This window comes from Microcoleus sp. MON1_C5 (assembly GCF_036701875.1).
In the GTDB taxonomy this organism is placed as follows: domain Bacteria; phylum Cyanobacteriota; class Cyanobacteriia; order Cyanobacteriales; family Microcoleaceae; genus Microcoleus.
On the sequence record NZ_JAUBRN010000033.1, the window covers coordinates 1 to 16,118 of the forward strand.

At 47.6% G+C, this 16,118-nt stretch carries 16 protein-coding genes; 11 read left to right on the forward strand and 5 right to left on the reverse strand.

Annotated features, from left to right (window positions below; translation table 11 throughout):
* Positions 1–325: 325 nt before the first annotated feature.
* Positions 326–1,015, reverse strand: a complete 690-nt coding sequence (locus tag QUA71_RS17015; protein WP_333286701.1) for a hypothetical protein — start codon at positions 1,013–1,015, stop codon at positions 326–328.
* 529 nt (positions 1,016–1,544) lie between these two features.
* On the opposite strand from QUA71_RS17015, the gene QUA71_RS17020 reads away from it, so the two are divergent.
* The 3 genes from QUA71_RS17020 to QUA71_RS17030 all read left to right on the forward strand — a co-directional run bounded on the left by QUA71_RS17020 (position 1,545) and on the right by QUA71_RS17030 (position 3,975).
* Complete coding sequence (locus QUA71_RS17020; protein WP_333286703.1) at positions 1,545–1,775, forward strand: GNAT family N-acetyltransferase; 231 nt, start codon at positions 1,545–1,547, stop codon at positions 1,773–1,775.
* 146 nt (positions 1,776–1,921) lie between these two features.
* Entirely contained in the window at positions 1,922–3,130 is a 1,209-nt protein-coding gene (gene cbiE, locus QUA71_RS17025; protein WP_333286705.1) for a precorrin-6y C5,15-methyltransferase (decarboxylating) subunit CbiE, read from the forward strand.
* Between the two features lie 221 nt (positions 3,131–3,351).
* A complete protein-coding gene (locus tag QUA71_RS17030) occupies positions 3,352–3,975 on the forward strand; it encodes a tetratricopeptide repeat protein (protein WP_333286706.1) in 624 nt (207 codons plus the stop codon).
* Positions 3,976–4,051: 76 nt separating this feature from the next.
* On the opposite strand, the gene cphA is transcribed toward QUA71_RS17030, so the two are convergent.
* Both cphA and QUA71_RS17040 read right to left on the reverse strand, forming a co-directional pair.
* Entirely contained in the window at positions 4,052–6,772 is a 2,721-nt protein-coding gene (cphA, locus tag QUA71_RS17035) for a cyanophycin synthetase (RefSeq protein ID WP_333286708.1), read from the reverse strand.
* A gap of 338 nt (positions 6,773–7,110) precedes the next feature.
* A complete protein-coding gene (locus QUA71_RS17040) occupies positions 7,111–8,004 on the reverse strand; it encodes a cyanophycinase (protein WP_006635870.1) in 894 nt (297 codons plus the stop codon).
* A 333-nt stretch (positions 8,005–8,337) separates the two neighbouring features.
* On the opposite strand from QUA71_RS17040, the gene trmD reads away from it, so the two are divergent.
* Entirely contained in the window at positions 8,338–9,033 is a 696-nt protein-coding gene (trmD, locus tag QUA71_RS17045) for a tRNA (guanosine(37)-N1)-methyltransferase TrmD (protein ID WP_333286710.1), read from the forward strand.
* A gap of 33 nt (positions 9,034–9,066) precedes the next feature.
* Here the strand turns inward: trmD and QUA71_RS17050 are convergent, their stop codons facing one another.
* Entirely contained in the window at positions 9,067–9,294 is a 228-nt protein-coding gene (locus tag QUA71_RS17050; protein WP_333286712.1) for a hypothetical protein, read from the reverse strand.
* Positions 9,295–9,574: 280 nt separating this feature from the next.
* Between QUA71_RS17050 and ispF the strand changes: the two genes are divergently transcribed.
* The 5 genes from ispF to larB all read left to right on the forward strand — a co-directional run bounded on the left by ispF (position 9,575) and on the right by larB (position 13,861).
* Complete coding sequence (gene ispF / locus QUA71_RS17055) at positions 9,575–10,054, forward strand: 2-C-methyl-D-erythritol 2,4-cyclodiphosphate synthase (RefSeq protein WP_333215266.1); 480 nt, start codon at positions 9,575–9,577, stop codon at positions 10,052–10,054.
* A gap of 68 nt (positions 10,055–10,122) precedes the next feature.
* Positions 10,123–10,671: a hypothetical protein gene (locus tag QUA71_RS17060; RefSeq protein ID WP_333286713.1), complete on the forward strand. Its 549-nt coding sequence runs from the start codon at positions 10,123–10,125 to the stop codon at positions 10,669–10,671.
* Positions 10,649–11,221, forward strand: a complete 573-nt coding sequence (locus QUA71_RS17065; RefSeq protein ID WP_333286715.1) for a PIN domain-containing protein — start codon at positions 10,649–10,651, stop codon at positions 11,219–11,221. Before QUA71_RS17060 ends, QUA71_RS17065 begins: the two co-directional genes overlap by 23 nt.
* Positions 11,222–11,261: 40 nt before the next feature.
* Complete coding sequence (locus QUA71_RS17070) at positions 11,262–13,022, forward strand: ABC transporter substrate-binding protein (RefSeq protein WP_333286717.1); 1,761 nt, start codon at positions 11,262–11,264, stop codon at positions 13,020–13,022.
* A 35-nt stretch (positions 13,023–13,057) separates the two neighbouring features.
* Positions 13,058–13,861, forward strand: a complete 804-nt coding sequence (larB, locus tag QUA71_RS17075) for a nickel pincer cofactor biosynthesis protein LarB (RefSeq protein WP_333286719.1) — start codon at positions 13,058–13,060, stop codon at positions 13,859–13,861.
* Positions 13,862–14,229: 368 nt separating this feature from the next.
* Here the strand turns inward: larB and QUA71_RS17080 are convergent, their stop codons facing one another.
* Positions 14,230–14,895: a hypothetical protein gene (locus QUA71_RS17080; RefSeq protein WP_333286721.1), complete on the reverse strand. Its 666-nt coding sequence runs from the start codon at positions 14,893–14,895 to the stop codon at positions 14,230–14,232.
* Positions 14,896–15,165: 270 nt separating this feature from the next.
* Between QUA71_RS17080 and QUA71_RS17085 the strand changes: the two genes are divergently transcribed.
* Entirely contained in the window at positions 15,166–15,378 is a 213-nt protein-coding gene (locus tag QUA71_RS17085; protein WP_190659021.1) for a high light inducible protein, read from the forward strand.
* A 143-nt stretch (positions 15,379–15,521) separates the two neighbouring features.
* Positions 15,522–16,061 (forward strand): photosystem II reaction center PsbP, encoded by a 540-nt coding sequence (gene psbP, locus QUA71_RS17090; RefSeq protein ID WP_190735456.1) that lies wholly within the window; start codon positions 15,522–15,524, stop codon positions 16,059–16,061.
* The last annotated feature ends 57 nt before the right edge of the window (positions 16,062–16,118 follow it).

Consider the following 16,118-nt stretch of genomic DNA (forward strand, 5'->3'; position numbering starts at 1 on the left):
TCCTTCTATCAACGGCTAAGTTTTAGCTTTTGATTGATAAAAAGCGCTCCTAGAAATAGGGGCGCTTTTTGTTTGGGTAAAAATATTTTTAGAGACTTTATTGTGATATCTAGTCCGGTAGCATGGGGAGCATCCCAATTTGGGTTTTAGAGGAGTGTTGGCGGTGAGAGTACGAAGCGAGATATATAAACTTTTCTGTGCGGGACGCTCGCAGGGTCTAAGCATACTTGCACATAAGCTAAGGCATATATCAGCAGCGGATAAGCAGCAACAGTTCAAATGATTCGCTACCGGAGATTCCTAGGAATGGAAGGATTTTTGTTTTTTATTTAATAGTTAATTTGGCTTCGCTAGTGCGATCGCCCATTCCCCCAGTAATAGTAACAGTTCCAGGTCGCAGCGCTTGAAATGTGCCCGCTGATTGCGTTTGAGCGAGCAACGGCTCCGGATTGGGAGATTTGCTGGGTGCACCAGGTATCGGTTGCTGATAGTAGGGAGTCGAAAATCGGAAATAAGTCACTGGCGGAAGCAATCTCCCCTTTGAATCGGAGAGAATTATTTTAAAGGTAATACGAGCGCCCACGCGCACGGTTGCAACTTCTGGTAGAATCCGAAGTGTCCAATCAGGCGGGTAAACAATACCGGACATAGAGAGTGTTTCTCCACCTTTTTTGGCAAACACGGCAAACTTTCCCGGCCCAATACCCGTCACAATTCCATCTGGGGAAACTTTGACGACTTCTTCATAATCGGACGACCACACCCACTGTTTCTCGGACTGCGTAGAATCTCCTGGAATACACCCTGAAGCGGCGTCGGTACTCCCGATTTTTAGCTTAGTCGTTTGACCCACAATTAAAGGCTCTACTTCCCAAGAATTGTAGTTAAGGCAAGGGGGATTATATATACCTAGAAATTCTCTCAACTCCCATACCGTAATACCTATGAATCCGAATAACAGGACGATCGCAGTTACGCAGCCGAACCCGATAAATTCCTTCTGTTTGTTATTCATATTTAATATTTATTTTTTTTGTATCTATAACTTTATGAACCAGTGCGCCGAGCGCTCTAGCTTTGTATGCCACCGAGAAAAGTGGCACAGAAATAAATAAAATGCTATTATTTTTTCACACTGGGAATACTGCGCTAAAGTATCTCGGAATAAATTTGTGATTTCATAGCAGATAAAATAGCATTCATTCACTCACTTTTATTAAAAATATCGGCGTTAATTTGTGTTGCATCTGCATTAAATCTGCGGTTGACATATCAAAATTTTATGCAATAGGTATTGTATAGTTGAATCGCTAAGTATAACATTACGGTCAGCAAAGGGTAATATAATAGATGCACAAAAACCTCGAATAATATAGGTAAGTTATCCTAAAAAAATAACCGACATGATACTTAAAACTCAGAGATTGGTTTTGAAACAGATTTTGGATAGCGACCTCAACACGCTCCACAGAATTTTCACTGATTCCTATGTCAGGAGATATCTGTGTGACGGCGAAATCTGGTCGCTGTAACAAGTAGAAGAAATGCTTGCCGAGAATCAAAAGCTTTTTTCAGAAAAGAAATTCGGTCTTTGGTCGATCGAGACAAACACCGAGCAAGAAGTCATTGGATTTGTGGGTTTGTGGTATTTTTTTGAAGAAGAACAGCCCCAGTTAGTTTACGCATTGCTGCCAACAGCCACTAAAAAAGGCTACGCTAGTGAAGCTGCAACCAAAATATTGGAGTATAGTTTTAATGAACTTGGCTTTGAGTAGGTTGTCGCAAGCTGCGATCGCCCAAACATTGAGTCGCAAAAAGTCGCAGAAAGACTCGGAATGAGCCAAGTAGAAGAAAGAATTATGAATGGAAATCCGATATTATTCTTTAGAATCGATAAGTAGTAATTAGCAGTAAGGGCGCAATGCACAAATGGCTTTCGGTGGTGGGGATTGGCGAAGATGGACTTTCGGGGCTCGGCCCGATCGCCTCTACCCTCCTCTCTCGATCTCAAATCGTTGTTGGTGGCGCCCGTCACCTAGCAATGCTACCAACCGACGACACCCGCGAAAAATGGGTTTGGGCATCGCCTTTGCAAGCAACAGTTGACGACATCCTCCGTCGCCGGGGACAGTCTGTGTGCGTGCTAGCAAGCGGCGATCCGATGTGTCACGGCATCGGCGTCACGCTGTCGCGCCAAATTCCCATTTCGGAAATGACTGTGATTCCGGCTGTATCGGCTTTTAGTCTTGCTTGCGCCCGTTTGGGTTGGCCGATGGCCCAAGTTGAGACTTTCAGTTTGACAAATCGCCCGATCGCATCGATAGCCCTTGCTTTGTCCCCCGGCGCGCGCCTGCTGGTTTTGAGTGCTGACAGGCACACCCCTAGTCTTGTGGCGGCAATGTTAACACAGCGGGGGTTTGGCAGCAGTTTGATGACCGTGTTCGAGCGGATGGGATCGGAATCGGAACGGCGGATCGAGGGGGTAGCAGCAGCCTGGAATGAATCGGATTTGGCGGATTTGAACACGATCGCAATTGCAGTTGCAGCCGATCGCGAAACTGTGGTTTTCCCTCGTACCTCGGGTTTGCCGGATGCTGCTTATCGCCACGACGGACAACTTACCAAGCGGGAGGTTCGAGCCGTTACTATATCAACGTTAGCACCGATTCCCGGAGAGTTACTTTGGGATGTGGGTGCGGGCTGCGGCTCGATCGCGATCGAATGGATGCGGAGTCATCCTCGGTGCAGGGCGATCGCGATCGAACGCCACCCAACTCGACTGCAATACATCGCCGAAAATGCCTCGACTTTCGGCGTTCCCGAACTCGAAATCGTTGCGGGAGAAGCGCCGGAAGCCCTGACAAATTTGCCTCAACCGAATGCTATTTTCATCGGCGGCGGTGTCACCACAGAAGCTGTGCTGGAAACTTGCTGGAATGCTTTAGGTGAAGGCGGCCGATTAGTTGTTAATGCGGTGACAGTTGAGAGCGAGTTTAAAGTTTTGCAATGGCACGATCGTTATGGCGGGGAACTAATTAGAATTGGGATTCAGCGAGTAGGGGCGATCGGCTCTTTTCAGGGTTGGAAACCGCTTGCACCGGTGACTCAGTGGGCGGTAGTTAAAAGCTAAAGTAAAATATTCCCAGGGAGCCATCTAAAATAGAGTAAGGTGCGTCAGATGCCTCACCCCTTAATAATCGCTTTCTCACTCCGCTTGACGCAGCCTACGAGTTGGTTTGAGTATGATACTTGGCTTGAGTGCGATTAAAGTAAAAATTCAGAGGGAGCCATCTAAAATGTCAAATCTATAATCTAAGAGCTCAAATCTCAAATCTCATGAGAGGTTAAAAAATGAGTTTTTATTACCGATTGCCAGCAGCGCTAATCACGGCAACAATTGCGAGCGTGCAACCTGCTGAATTTGCTGTCGCGCAGTTGTCAGCACAACAAGCGGAAGAAATTGACAGAAATGAGTGCAATCCGTTAGGGCCAATCGATTTCAACATCGATTTCAACGAAGCTATTCGCCTCAATCCTAACGATGCTGAAGCGTACCACTGTCGGGGTGTTGTCCACTATCAGCAGGGAGATCTAAAGCGTGCGATCGCCGATTTCAACGAAGCTATTCGCCTCGCTCCTAACTATGCTAAAGCCTACAGCAATCGGGGTGCTGTCCGCTTACTACAGGGAGATATAGAGGGAGCGATGGCGGATTACAATGAAGCTATTCGCCTCGAACCTAAGGATGCTGATGCTTACTTCACTCGGGCTAAGGCCCGCAACGAACAGCGAGATATACAGGGAGCAATAAATGATTTTCAGAAAGCCTCTGAGTTGTATCAGCAACAGGGAAATACCGATTCATACAGAAATGCACAAAATGCAATTAGAGAACTTCAGAAAGAGCTTGAAGTCAAACTATTTATCATAGGTACGCACCGTTCGATTACCAATTACCGGGCGTACCTCATTTAACTGAGAATTTATATAAAAATAGGTTGGGTGTCCTAAAAGTTCAACCCAACCTATTAATTAAATGAAACTTAAGAGTTTAGCCTTGATTCACCACAGTCGGTTTTAAACTTTCCTGTGACTTCGATCGATCTAAACCATTTTGAACTTCCACAGATTCCTTAATCGGTTTCCGGGCCTCAATTAAAGTCAAAGCTTTGTTGACACTTTCAGGTAAAATCACTACCAAACTGCCGGCCTGCGCCTCATCTAAAGCCTTGTTAACGGCCGTTGTTTCGTCAAGAATCAACTCGTATTCAACTTGAGATTTCTTTGCGGTTCCTGCAGAAATCGCCTCTGCAATTCCCTGGCAAATTAACTGTGCCACAACACCGGGTTCTCGCCCGCGCCTGTCAATATCTTCCTTGACAATAATGCGATCGAACATCTCGGCCGAAAGTTTGCCCAAGGTGACAAAATCTTCATCTCGCCGGTCTCCGGGGGCGCCGACTACCCCTATCCGCAGTCCCGGCCAATTCAGCACGAAACTGCCCAAAGCTTTGTAGCTGTGGGGGTTGTGGGCGTAGTCGAGCAAAGCGTGATAGTTGCCCAATTTAAACAAATTCATCCGTCCGGGAGTTTGACCGACGGATGCTTGGAAGCTTGACAAAGCCGATCGAATATCTTCTATTTTCAATCCTTGGGCAAAAGCCGCCAAACAAGCTGCTAAAGCATTGGCAATCATAAACGGCGCGCGCCCGCCCATCGTCAGCGGCACGTTCACAGCCTGCTCAATTCTCAGCGTCCAATCGCCTTTCAAGATCGACAAATACCCATTTTCGTAAATCGCTGCCAGCCCGCCCGCAGCGGTATGTTTGGCAACCAGTTCGTTGTCCGGGTTCATCGAAAAATATGCAATTTGAGCCTTGACACGCTGCGCCATCCGTGATACTAACGGGTCGTCTGCATTTAAAACTGCATAGCCTTTGGGCATTACCGCCTCGACGAGGACGCTCTTGAGTTTGGCGAGCTGTTCCACGGTGTCGATGTCGCCAATTCCCAAGTGATCTGCCGCGACGTTCAAGACGACGCCGACATCGCACTGATCGAAGCCCAGGCCCGATCGCAAAATTCCGCCTCTAGCCGTTTCCAGCACCGCTACTTCCACCGTTGGGTCAGACAAAATCAATTGAGCACTCTGCGGCCCGGTATTGTCTCCGGTTTCTACCAAATAATCGCCGATGTAAGTGCCGTCGGTAGTCGTGTAGCCGGTAATCTGACCGGTCTGCTTGACAATGTGGGCAAGGAGGCGAGTGGTTGTAGTTTTGCCGTTGGTTCCCGTTACCGCTAAAATCGGCACCCGGCTGGTTTGAGGCGAGGGGAAAAGCATATCGAAGACGGCGCCGGCGACGTTGCGGGGTAAACCCTGACTCGGGGCGACGTGCATTCTGAAACCCGGTGCTGCGTTGACTTCGACGATGACGCCGTTGACATCGCGCAGTGGTTGGGAGATGTCGGGAGTTACTACGTCAATGCCGGCGATGTCCAAACCGATAATTTTGGCGACTCTGGAAAACAGCCAGACGTTTTCTGGGTGGATTTCGTCGGTGCGATCGACTGCAATGCCACCGGTACTCAAGTTTGCTGTCGCCCGCAAAAATACTCTTTCGCCGGCCGGCACTACGGAGTCCATCGCGTATCCTTGTTTTTGCAGCAAATCCAGGCACAATTTGTCGATCGTGATCCGGGTGAGCACGTTGTCGTGTCCGTCTCCTCGCTGCGGGTCGCGGTTTACTTCTTCAATAAGCTGTTCTACTGTAAACTTGCCGTTACCCACGACGTTAGCGGGGACTCGTTCTGCGACTGCTACGACTTGCCCGTTGACTACCAATACTCTGTGGTCACGGCCGACGTAATAGCGCTCGACAATCACGCTTTTTGTTTTTGATGCCGCGCTGGCTAAGTCGTAAGCTTCTTCTGCTGCTTCCCAGGAATTGATGTCGATCGTAATGCCGCGGCCGTGGTTGCCGTCTAGGGGTTTGAGGACGATCGGATAACCGCCGACATCTTCGATCGCCGCTTGCAGTTCGTCCAAATAATGAATCACCGTTCCTCTGGGAACCGGCACGCCAGCGCTGGCGAGGATATTTTTGGTACCTTCCTTATCGCAGGCGAGTTCTACCCCCAAAACTCCCGTGCGGTTGCTCAGAGTTGCCTGAATCCGCTTTTGGTGAACCCCGTAGCCGAGTTGAATCATAAACCGGGCGTTCAAAGGCATCCAAGGAATGCCACGCGCTTCTGCTTCCTTAATCAGTGTTTCCGTGCTCGGCCCCAGGGCCGCCGACCCAGCAAATTCTCTAAGGTCTCTCAAATCTTGGATTAATTCTGCTGCTGGATAAGAACCTGTAGTGGCAATGCTCTGGCACATCCGCACGCCCGCCCGGGCGGCATAGCGACCTGCTTGTTCGTTTTGATACTCAATTACTACTTGGTAAATGCCTGGGGTCGCAGTCTCGCGGGTACGACCGAACCCGACCGGCATTCCTGCCATTTCCTGAAGTTCTAGGGCGACGTGTTCGATTACGTGTCCCAACATTGTGCCTTCTCTGACCCGTTGCAGGAATCCTCCCTGATGGCCTGGAGAACAGTGATGGTCGTTCAAACTCGGAAGTGCGGCGATCAACCCTTCGTAGAAGCCAGGAATTTCAGATGTGGTTTTATCTGCCCACTCCTCTAAATCCAAACGCATCAGGACGAGTTTGTGGTGTCGGATGCTCCAGTAGTTGGGGCCGCGTAAGGTCTGGATTTTAAGTATTTTCATGGTAGTTAGAGGGGTATGGGGCGCGAAATCTTATAGATAATTGGAGCATTTATTCAATTTCGATCTAGATTGCTCGCTCGACTGTTCGCAGCGAACAGTTTGGGAGTGAATTTCCAGTTATGGGCTACCCAATTGAAAATTCATGCCCCTGCGAGCAGCTAAAAACAAGTACAGATCCATGGCTAGCAAAAACTCAAAGCCCGAAGTTAGAATTTTCTGTGATTCTGCCTCCTGGCGTCAGCCCGTGGCTGCTTCGGAATCTATTCTATTGTTGTATCCATGATTCGGCCGGAATGCCGCCTAATTTCTGCCGAATCAATGACAAGAGATGTTCTGCGTTAGTTGGCTGTGCGGCATTCGGGGGGCCAGCCAGACTCGGAACACGCTCCCGATGGCATTGGTTTGCCTAGGGGCATATTGTAGCAATCTCCGTGACACAGAACGTGCAAGCGCATATTGAACAGACTTAAGGGTTCTGTCGCTCCTACCAGAGACTCATTGGTATAAAAATTTTCCCTAGAATCAACAATAGTCACAGTGCCTTTACCGAGAACTTTCATAGTATCGTCTCCCTCAAACAAGGCGCAGGTGTCTTCGTCAATACCAATAGCGATGCGATCGGGGTGGCAAGCCACAGCCGACAGCAAGCGAGCCATCCGGTTGCGGTTGTGAAAATGCTGGTCTACGATGAGCTCAGGAATAATGTTAAGTCCGTTTGCCATGTCTACTAAAGATCGGTTCGGTGACGCCCCACTCCCGCCCCCTGCAATCATGTGATATCCCATCACCGCAGCACCCGCGCTCGTACCGGCGAGGGTAATTTTGCCTTCGAGAGTTTCTTTGCGAATTTTCTCCATCAGCGGGGTGTCCGCCAGCAGCCCGCAGAGCCTCAGTTGGTCGCCACCTGTGATGAATACGCCCGTACAATCTTCTAAGTAATCTTTCCAGACGGGGTTTTCGGCTTGTTCGCGTTCGCGGATGTCCACTACTTTGACGGCACTAACGCCCATTTCGTCAAATATGGTGCGGTAACGGTTGCTAATTCCTTCGGGATCTCGCGAAGCACACGGAATGATCGCCAGCCGAGCATTTGCACCCCCAGCACGGCAAAAAAAGGTGTTTAGGATCTCTCGCCCGTGAACTTTGTCTTCGGCTCCCCCGATGACCATAATCGAGGTTTTTGTGCGCTGGGGAATATTGTGTTCGAGGGCTTGAGATGTCAACTGCTGCATGGTGTGTCTTCCTCTGTTGGATGTGAAATTCAATTTTGCCGTTGCTGTGCGTACAATAGGGCTTTTTAAGAATAAATTTTTGTTTGTGCGAGTGAGGTGCGATCGCCGATCGCGCTATCCCGCAATTGTTTGGCGGCGAGTTTGCTTGCAGTCGCTGTCATGAAAAACTGATTTATTGTTGTACAAAAGGGGCCCGCCGACAAAGGAAGAGAATTCAACTTGCAAAAATTTTCAGAAATTATAAGAAATTATAAAGAATAAAGCAATTACTGAAAACTGAACTCCCCCTAAGGGTCAAACTAGAGATGATGTATCAATAAAATTCCAATAATTGTGCGCTTTGACGTAGTTACCTTATTTCCAGAATTTTTCCGGGCTCCCCTAGAGTCGGGACTGATGGGCAAAGCCTTAGCTAAAAAGATTGCTGAGGTGAATTTTGTCAATCCCCGCGATTTTACCACAGACAAGCACCAGCGAGTTGATGATGAGCCTTACGGGGGCGGAGTGGGGATGCTGATGAAACCGGAACCGATTTTTGCTGCGGTGGAGTCGCTGCCGGTTTTGCCGCGGCGGGAGGTGATTTTGCTGACTCCCCAGGGGGAACCGATGCAGCAGGGGATGTTTCGGGAGTTGGCGGCCGATCGCGATCAGTTGGTGTTGATTTGCGGCCATTATGAGGGTGTGGACGATCGAGTCTTGCATTTGGTAACTCGCGAGGTATCTTTGGGGGATTTTGTACTCACGGGGGGCGAAATTCCGGCTTTGGCTTTGATTAATGGGGTTTTGCGATTGCTGCGGGGAACTGTGGCCAAGGAAGATTCCCTAAAGTTTGAGAGTTTTGAAGACGGACTTTTGGATTATCCGCAGTACACTCGACCGGCGGATTTTCGGGGATTGAAGGTACCCGACGTGTTGCTGTCTGGTAATCACGCAGAAATTGCTCGCTGGCGCAAGCAACAGCAAATTGAAAGAACTCGATCGCGCCGGCTGGATTTGTACGATCGGTGGTTGGAGGACAGGGGAGAATAGGAGAAGTTATCCCATATGATTTATCGGGCAAACTCATAGCCCAATTTGAGCGACAACGGCGATTGTTGTAACACTTCTGCTGATTGAAGCTTTCAAACCTTCAGCAGCTAAAAGCTGTTTTAGTCGAGCAGTGTCAGATTTAGTTCCGATAAAAACAGAACCAGGTTTCTTCTTTTTTAGCTTCATAGCTTCAGGTAAGGACAACGACATAGCCTCACGCAGAATTGTTGTTACAACTGTTGCACGTTGTTCTTTTTCCAATACAATCAAGTTCCAAGTCCCTTCTTTTGCTAGAATCTCTTCTCTTATTTCGTCAGGTATAGTATGAGTATCATCTAACTCGATTACCTCCCCACAATGAGAGCAGCTATAAGATAGATGCCAAACAAGTTTTTTGCAAAGAGAGACTGACCAACCAACATCTGTATGTCTTGGTCACAATTCCCACACCGTCCGTAAATCAACACCATACTTTTTCACCTATCTCCCCGCAAATATGAAATAATTGTTTTTTGCTATACTTCCCAAACCTCAATTTTACATGAACATCCGCATCGGCAACGGCTACGACATTCACTGCTTAGTTCCAGAACGCCCCCTCATCCTCGGCGGCGTGCACATTCCCCACGAATTAGGCTTATTAGGACACAGCGACGCCGACGTACTTACCCACGCTATCATGGATGCGATGCTCGGAGCTCTCAGCTTAGGAGATATCGGTCTTTATTTCCCGCCAACTGACCCGAAATGGAAAGGTGCTGATAGTCTCGTACTGCTGGCACAAGTGAATCAGTTAATATTAGATAAAGGCTGGGAAATCGGCAATATTGATTCGGTGGTGGTGGCAGAACGTCCAAAGCTGAAACCGCATATTGAGCAAATGCGCGATCGGCTTTCTGCTGTCCTACAATTAAAACCAGACCAAATCGGCATCAAAGCTACTACAAACGAAAAATTAGGGCCGGTGGGGAGAGAAGAAGGAATTGCAGCCTATGCTGTAGTTTTGGTGGGCAAAAAATAGAACTCTACAATCTAAAATTGATAGTGGAGTCAATTCTTTAATCCAAAATCGCTAGGAAGCCTGAAATCATGGACACTGACACCTGGGAATTACAATTTCCTGTAGACGCGGATGTCATCGCGTTGGATAAGGACGATCGCATAGTCGTGCTAATCGAGGTTAAAATTATTCAAGCTCAAGAAGCAGACGCAAAACAGAAAATTGTCGAGCGGGCGATCGATTGGCTGAAAGCTGTGTTAGCTAAGCTGTCTGAAAGAAACGCGATCGTTCCCTATGCTATGTTTATTGACGCGGAACAAATTTTTATTTTCAAATGGGATGGTGTGAATTTATCGGAGCCTGTTTGCACTCTAAATACTGGTGAAATATGTCGCTATTATATGCCGAGTTTTGGCAGTCAATGGCTCTCTGAACGTACCCTTGGGGGGCTGATAGAATCGTGGCTGCATGACTTAGATTATAACTGGAAATCAGAAATTCCTCCAGCATCAGAACAGATATCAGCCATCGGTTTGCTGCCATTACTCGCAGGTGGAACAACAAAATCAGGAGTGGAATTAGGTGGCAATTATATATATCGAGACCAACTTTCTGATGAGTATTGCTACAGGGCGTGAGGCTGAAGCAATTATGTTGCTCAGAGATTTGTCCTCATCAGTTCAGTTAGTCATACCCAGCGTTTGTTATATGGAGGCTTGGTCAGCTTTCGAGGACGAGTTGAAGCGACAAAACTCTTTTAAGGAACAGCTAAGCCGTCAAATTAGCGAAACCAAGCGAGATGTTACCTCTGAAAAGGTCGCATCTCTATCTTTTAACCTAGAAGAGTCATTAGTTTACTATCTCGAACGAATAGATGAAATTGAATTACGGTTGCGTGAAGCAATTTCTCTGATGTCATACAATGCCGAAATGATTGCATTAAATCCAGAGATTATTCAAGCAACTTTAAACACACCTATAATCAAAAAAGATCCAACAGACAATTTGATTCTACACAGTATCCTCAGTCATGCCCGATCGCATTCTACAGAAACCAAAGTATTTCTCAGCGGTAACGTCAAAGAATTTGGTCTACCGGAAGTTCAAGATGTTTTGCGAGAAGCCGGGATTACAAAGTATTTCGCTGTCACTAAAAACTTTCTAGGTTGGCTACAATCTCAGTCATAGTTGCACGCAGGTGGTAAACTAAAAAATTATGAAAATTTCTATGATGCTACATTCAAGACTGCGCTGGCTGGCGATTGTACTGGCGGCAATTGCCACTATAACTCTGTCTGCGTGCACTCCAGCCCGATCGAACTTAGTAAACAGACTCGTCGTTCCCACCCCCAGCGGCCCAGCAACCTTTAACTACCCCCTAAATCAATCTGCATACAGCGTTTTTGGCTATATGTACGAGGGACTGATCACCGAAAACGGCTTGACCTCTGAGTTAGAACCCGGTTTAGCTGAGTCGTGGGAAGTTTCTAAAGATGGCAAAAAGATTGTCTTTACCCTGCGAGAGGGGTTGAAATGGTCGGACGGCGAAGCGATGACTACTGATGACATTATCTTTAGCTATGAAAAGATTTATTTCAATGACAAAATTCCTAGCGGTTTGAAAGATATTCTGAGGGTTGGCATCAGCGGTGAATTTCCAAAAGTCAAAAAACTCGACAGTCGCCGTGTAGAATTTTCTGTTGCAGAACCCTTTGCTCCTTTTATTAGATATGCTGGGGGAATCCCAATTTTACCAGCTCATATTTTACAGGAATCTATCGATAATACAGATGCAGACGGCAAGCCTCAATTCTTGACTACTTGGGGCACGGATACTGACCCTAAAAAAATTGTGGGGAATGGTCAATACCGAATGCTGAGTTATACTCCTAATCAGCGCGTTGTTTTGGAACGAAATCCGTATTTTTGGCGCAAAGATGCTGAGGGAAATCCTCAACCTTACGTCCAGCAAATCGTTTGGCAAATTATCGAAAATACTGACAATCAACTGCTGAATTTTCGATCGGGCGATTTGGATACTCTGAACGTGGAGCCGGAAGTGTTTCCGCTGCTGAAACGGGAGGAAAAACGCGGCCAATATACGGTATTCAACGGCGGCCCGGATACTGGCAGCGTGTTTATGTGTTTCAATCTGAATAAGGGGCGCAATGCTCAAGATCAGCCGTTTGTAGACCCGGTTAAGTCTCGCTGGTTCGCGAGTAAAGAATTTCGGCAGGCGATCGCCTACGGCATCAATCGATCCGCTATGACTAACAATATTTATCGCGGACTTGGCGCGCCGCTGCATTCCCCAATTCCGGCCCAAAGCCCGTTCTACCTGTCCCCAGAACAGGGATTGACAACTTACAGTTACGATCGGCAAAAAGCGAAAGAGTTACTGTTAAGTGCTGGTTTCAAGTATAATAGTAACGACGAATTGTTGGATGCTGAAGGCAACAAGGTGCGATTTACTTTATTGATGGCTGCGGGTAAAAAAGTTCGGGAACAAATGGCAACGCAAATTAAGCAAGACTTGGGCAAACTGGGGATGCAAATTGATACGCAGTTCCTGAGTTTTAACACTTATGTGGAAAAGCTGCGGTTGACGCGCAATTGGGATACTTACCTCGGCGGTTTTACGGGAGGTACTGAACCGCACAGCGGCTACAATATTTGGTCTGTTAACGGCACGCTGCACAGTTTCAACCAGGGCCCGCAAGCCGGAGAACCGCCGATTAAGGGCTGGAAAGTTGACGACTGGGAGCAGAAAATCGATGACCTTTACGTGAAAGCTTCCCAGGAGCTTGATGAGGCGAAGCGCAAGGAAATTTATGGGGAGACGCAGCGGATTATAGCAGAACAAGTGCCGTTTATCTATATGGTGAATCCGCTGACTTTTGAGGCGGTGCGCGATCGCGTTTCGGGAATTCGCTACAGTGCCCTCGGCGGTGCTTTCTGGAATTTGTACGAGTTGAAAATAACAGAATAGTCAGCAGTTATTAGTCATTAGTCAGTAATTAATTAATGGAACCTAAAATTTTACAGAACTTACTCGAATCTGTGGCTGCAGGCGATATTAGCCCGATCGCCGCTTTGGATAAATTAAAGCATTTTGACTTTGAACAAGTCGGCGATTTTGCCAAAATTGACCACCACCGTACTTTAAGAACGGGTTTTCCTGAAGTAATTTGGGGCCCGGGGAAAACGCCCGACCAAATTGTTGATATTATCGAGGCGATGCGCGGGCGAAATTCTGCGGTGATGGCGACACGAATCGAACCGGAAGTTTTCCAGCAATTGCAACAAAAAATACCCGATTTGTGCTACTACCAAAAAGCTCGAATTTGTGCAATTTCTCCTAATTCCCCAACTCCGCAGCATCCGGGTACTGTGACTATTATCAGTGCGGGAACGGCGGATTTGCCTGTAGCGGAAGAGGCGGCAATTACTGCGGAACTTTGCGGTTTTCAGGTGCGACGTTTGTGGGATGTCGGAGTTGCCGGCATTCACCGCTTGCTGAGCAACCGGCACGTTATTGCCGATGCTGATGTGTTGATTGCGGTGGCGGGCATGGAAGGCGCTTTGGCGAGTGTGGTTGCGGGTTTGGCAGATTGTCCGGTGATTGCTGTGCCGACAAGTGTGGGTTACGGCGCGAGTTTTGGCGGGATTGCTCCTCTTTTAACTATGCTCAATTCTTGTGCGGCTGGTGTGGGTGTGGTGAATATTGATAATGGGTTTGGGGCGGCGATTTTGGCTTGTCAAATTCTGAGAACTGCTGGGAAAGTGGAGAGAAGAGGAGAGGGGGAGAATGGGAGAGAGGGGGAATAGTTAGAAACCCCCTCGATCAGATAAGACTAAAGCCAACTGTCACAGGACGATCGATTTTTAGGGTGCATCTTGCACCATTCTCAAGAACAGGCAAGATGCCTGTTCCACAAAGAGTGAGTTTTCTTGTGGGGTGGGCATCCTGCCCGCCCGTAAAAAACCTAATTGAAAATGGTGCAACATCTCAGGTGCGTCAGACTCCGTTATTGAAATATTATTGAAGATTTCCGGTAGTAGAGCACCTTACTATATATGCCAGTGGCGTCCAGGACAGCCAGACTCGGCGGTTGAAACCGCGTTTACACTTCCCTCTCGTCCCAGCAGAGGACGACTAAAAAATACAGGAGGTATTATTGAAGCCGGGTTTGATATTACTTGCTTGCCAGCCAAATCGGATAAGCAGAAGAATCCTCAGGTTTTAACTTTTGCGCCTGATAACTCTTGCTAGTCCAACTAGCTACTGTTTGCAGGCTTTCTGTCAAACAACTTTCGCTGCCAAACGCTTCAAATCCCAAAGTCCACCACGCGCTGCCGTTAATGTTCAATTGAGTAAGTTCCACGGTGCAACCTTGGGGAATTGGGGCTTCCACAGGCACAGATATCAGGGAACCAGGGGCCGAAACTTGATAAAGACGCTGCGCTCGCTTTTTCTTGACTGCCACCCACTTTCCTGTCGCCAAAATATCCGCCGGTATCGGCGCCATCGTGTCCGCACAAACCCACTTCAGCCACTTTTCGGCTTTGCCTTCCCAGCGATTGGCGAACTGCATCGTCCCTAACTCTGCCTGACGCCACTTTACCTCCAAGGTTTTCCCACGCAGCTTCACTCCCAAGTAGTCGCAGTTAGGTACTAACAAATATATGTCTTCCCGCTCTTCGGGAGGCGAAAGATACGCGCCGAGACTCTCGCTTCCAAACCATTGATTGAGCGATTTTGGCAGTGCACCGCTATAAAACCACCGCATTTCCAGACTGGCCCGCATAAATTTTTCCTCCGTTCCACAATTTTCGTCAAACCCAGACTGGATTTGCCACACACCATCGACTTTCGTGCCTATTCACTCTATCCTCCCCCCTCCGGGGCCCAGAGTCTACCCACAGTCATACCATTTTAGATTTTAGATTTTAGATTTTAGATTGGGGAAAGACTGATTGTATAAGGGTTTAGAGCTTGCCTACAGTTGCATTTTTTTTTAAACTGGTGTCAGATCGAGGTATTTAAAAAAATTTCTCACAATCCTTTACATATCTTCACAAGTCTGTTACATTTATTTACAGTACACTAAAAACCATTTAGGAAAAAAAAGATGAGTAACAGAGGCTTAATGCTGGACGACCAAGGCAAAATGAACAATTTTGCGATCGAGCCGCAAGTATACGTCGATGACGAACCCCGCACCGGCTTTACCCCCTACGCCGAACGCTTAAACGGCCGCCTTGCCATGATTGGCTTTGTTTCTCTCTTGGCTTTAGAAGTTTCGACCAAGCACGGGCTGATTAGCTGGCTGACTCACCTGTAATGATTTTGTTAACAATTAAACTATATGGCTATGGATCGCTGGCGATACACAAACAGCGATCCATAGCTTAACTATTTTGAGGGGCAAGGTTTGGTGAGACAATTAAAATTAAATATTTTTGTTTTACCCTACTCGTAAAAAGAATGCTCAAACGAATTGCGGCAATACTTCTGGTGGTTCTAAGCCTCACTTTGACCGGTTGTGTGTCTAAAGTCACCGGACTCAAAAGCTACGTTGATACTGGCGACGGCTATCAATTTCTCTATCCTAACGGCTGGCTGCCGATCGCGGTTTCTAACGGGCCCGATGTGGTGTTGCGCGATTTGATTCAGCAAACCGAGAACGTCAGCGTGGTAATCAGCCCAGTTCCGAAGGACAAAACTCTGGCTGATTTGGGAACACCGACGGATGTGGGATACAAGCTCAGCAAAAGTGCGATCGCCCCGAGTGATTCCGGCCGCGAAGCTGAATTAGTCAATGCTGAATCTCGCGAATCGCGATCGAAAAACTATTACATATTAGAATATGCCGTTAAGTTGCCAAACCAAGAACGCCACAACTTAGCGAGTGTAGCCGTCAGCCGCGGCAAACTTTTTACTCTTAACGTTTCCACTACCGAAGAACGCTGGCCCAAGGTAAAAGAAGCTTTTGAGAAAGTTGTTAAATCTTTCTCTGTTTATTAGGGAATTGGGAATTGGGCATGGGGCATGGGGCATTGTTAACTGTTGACTGTTGACTGT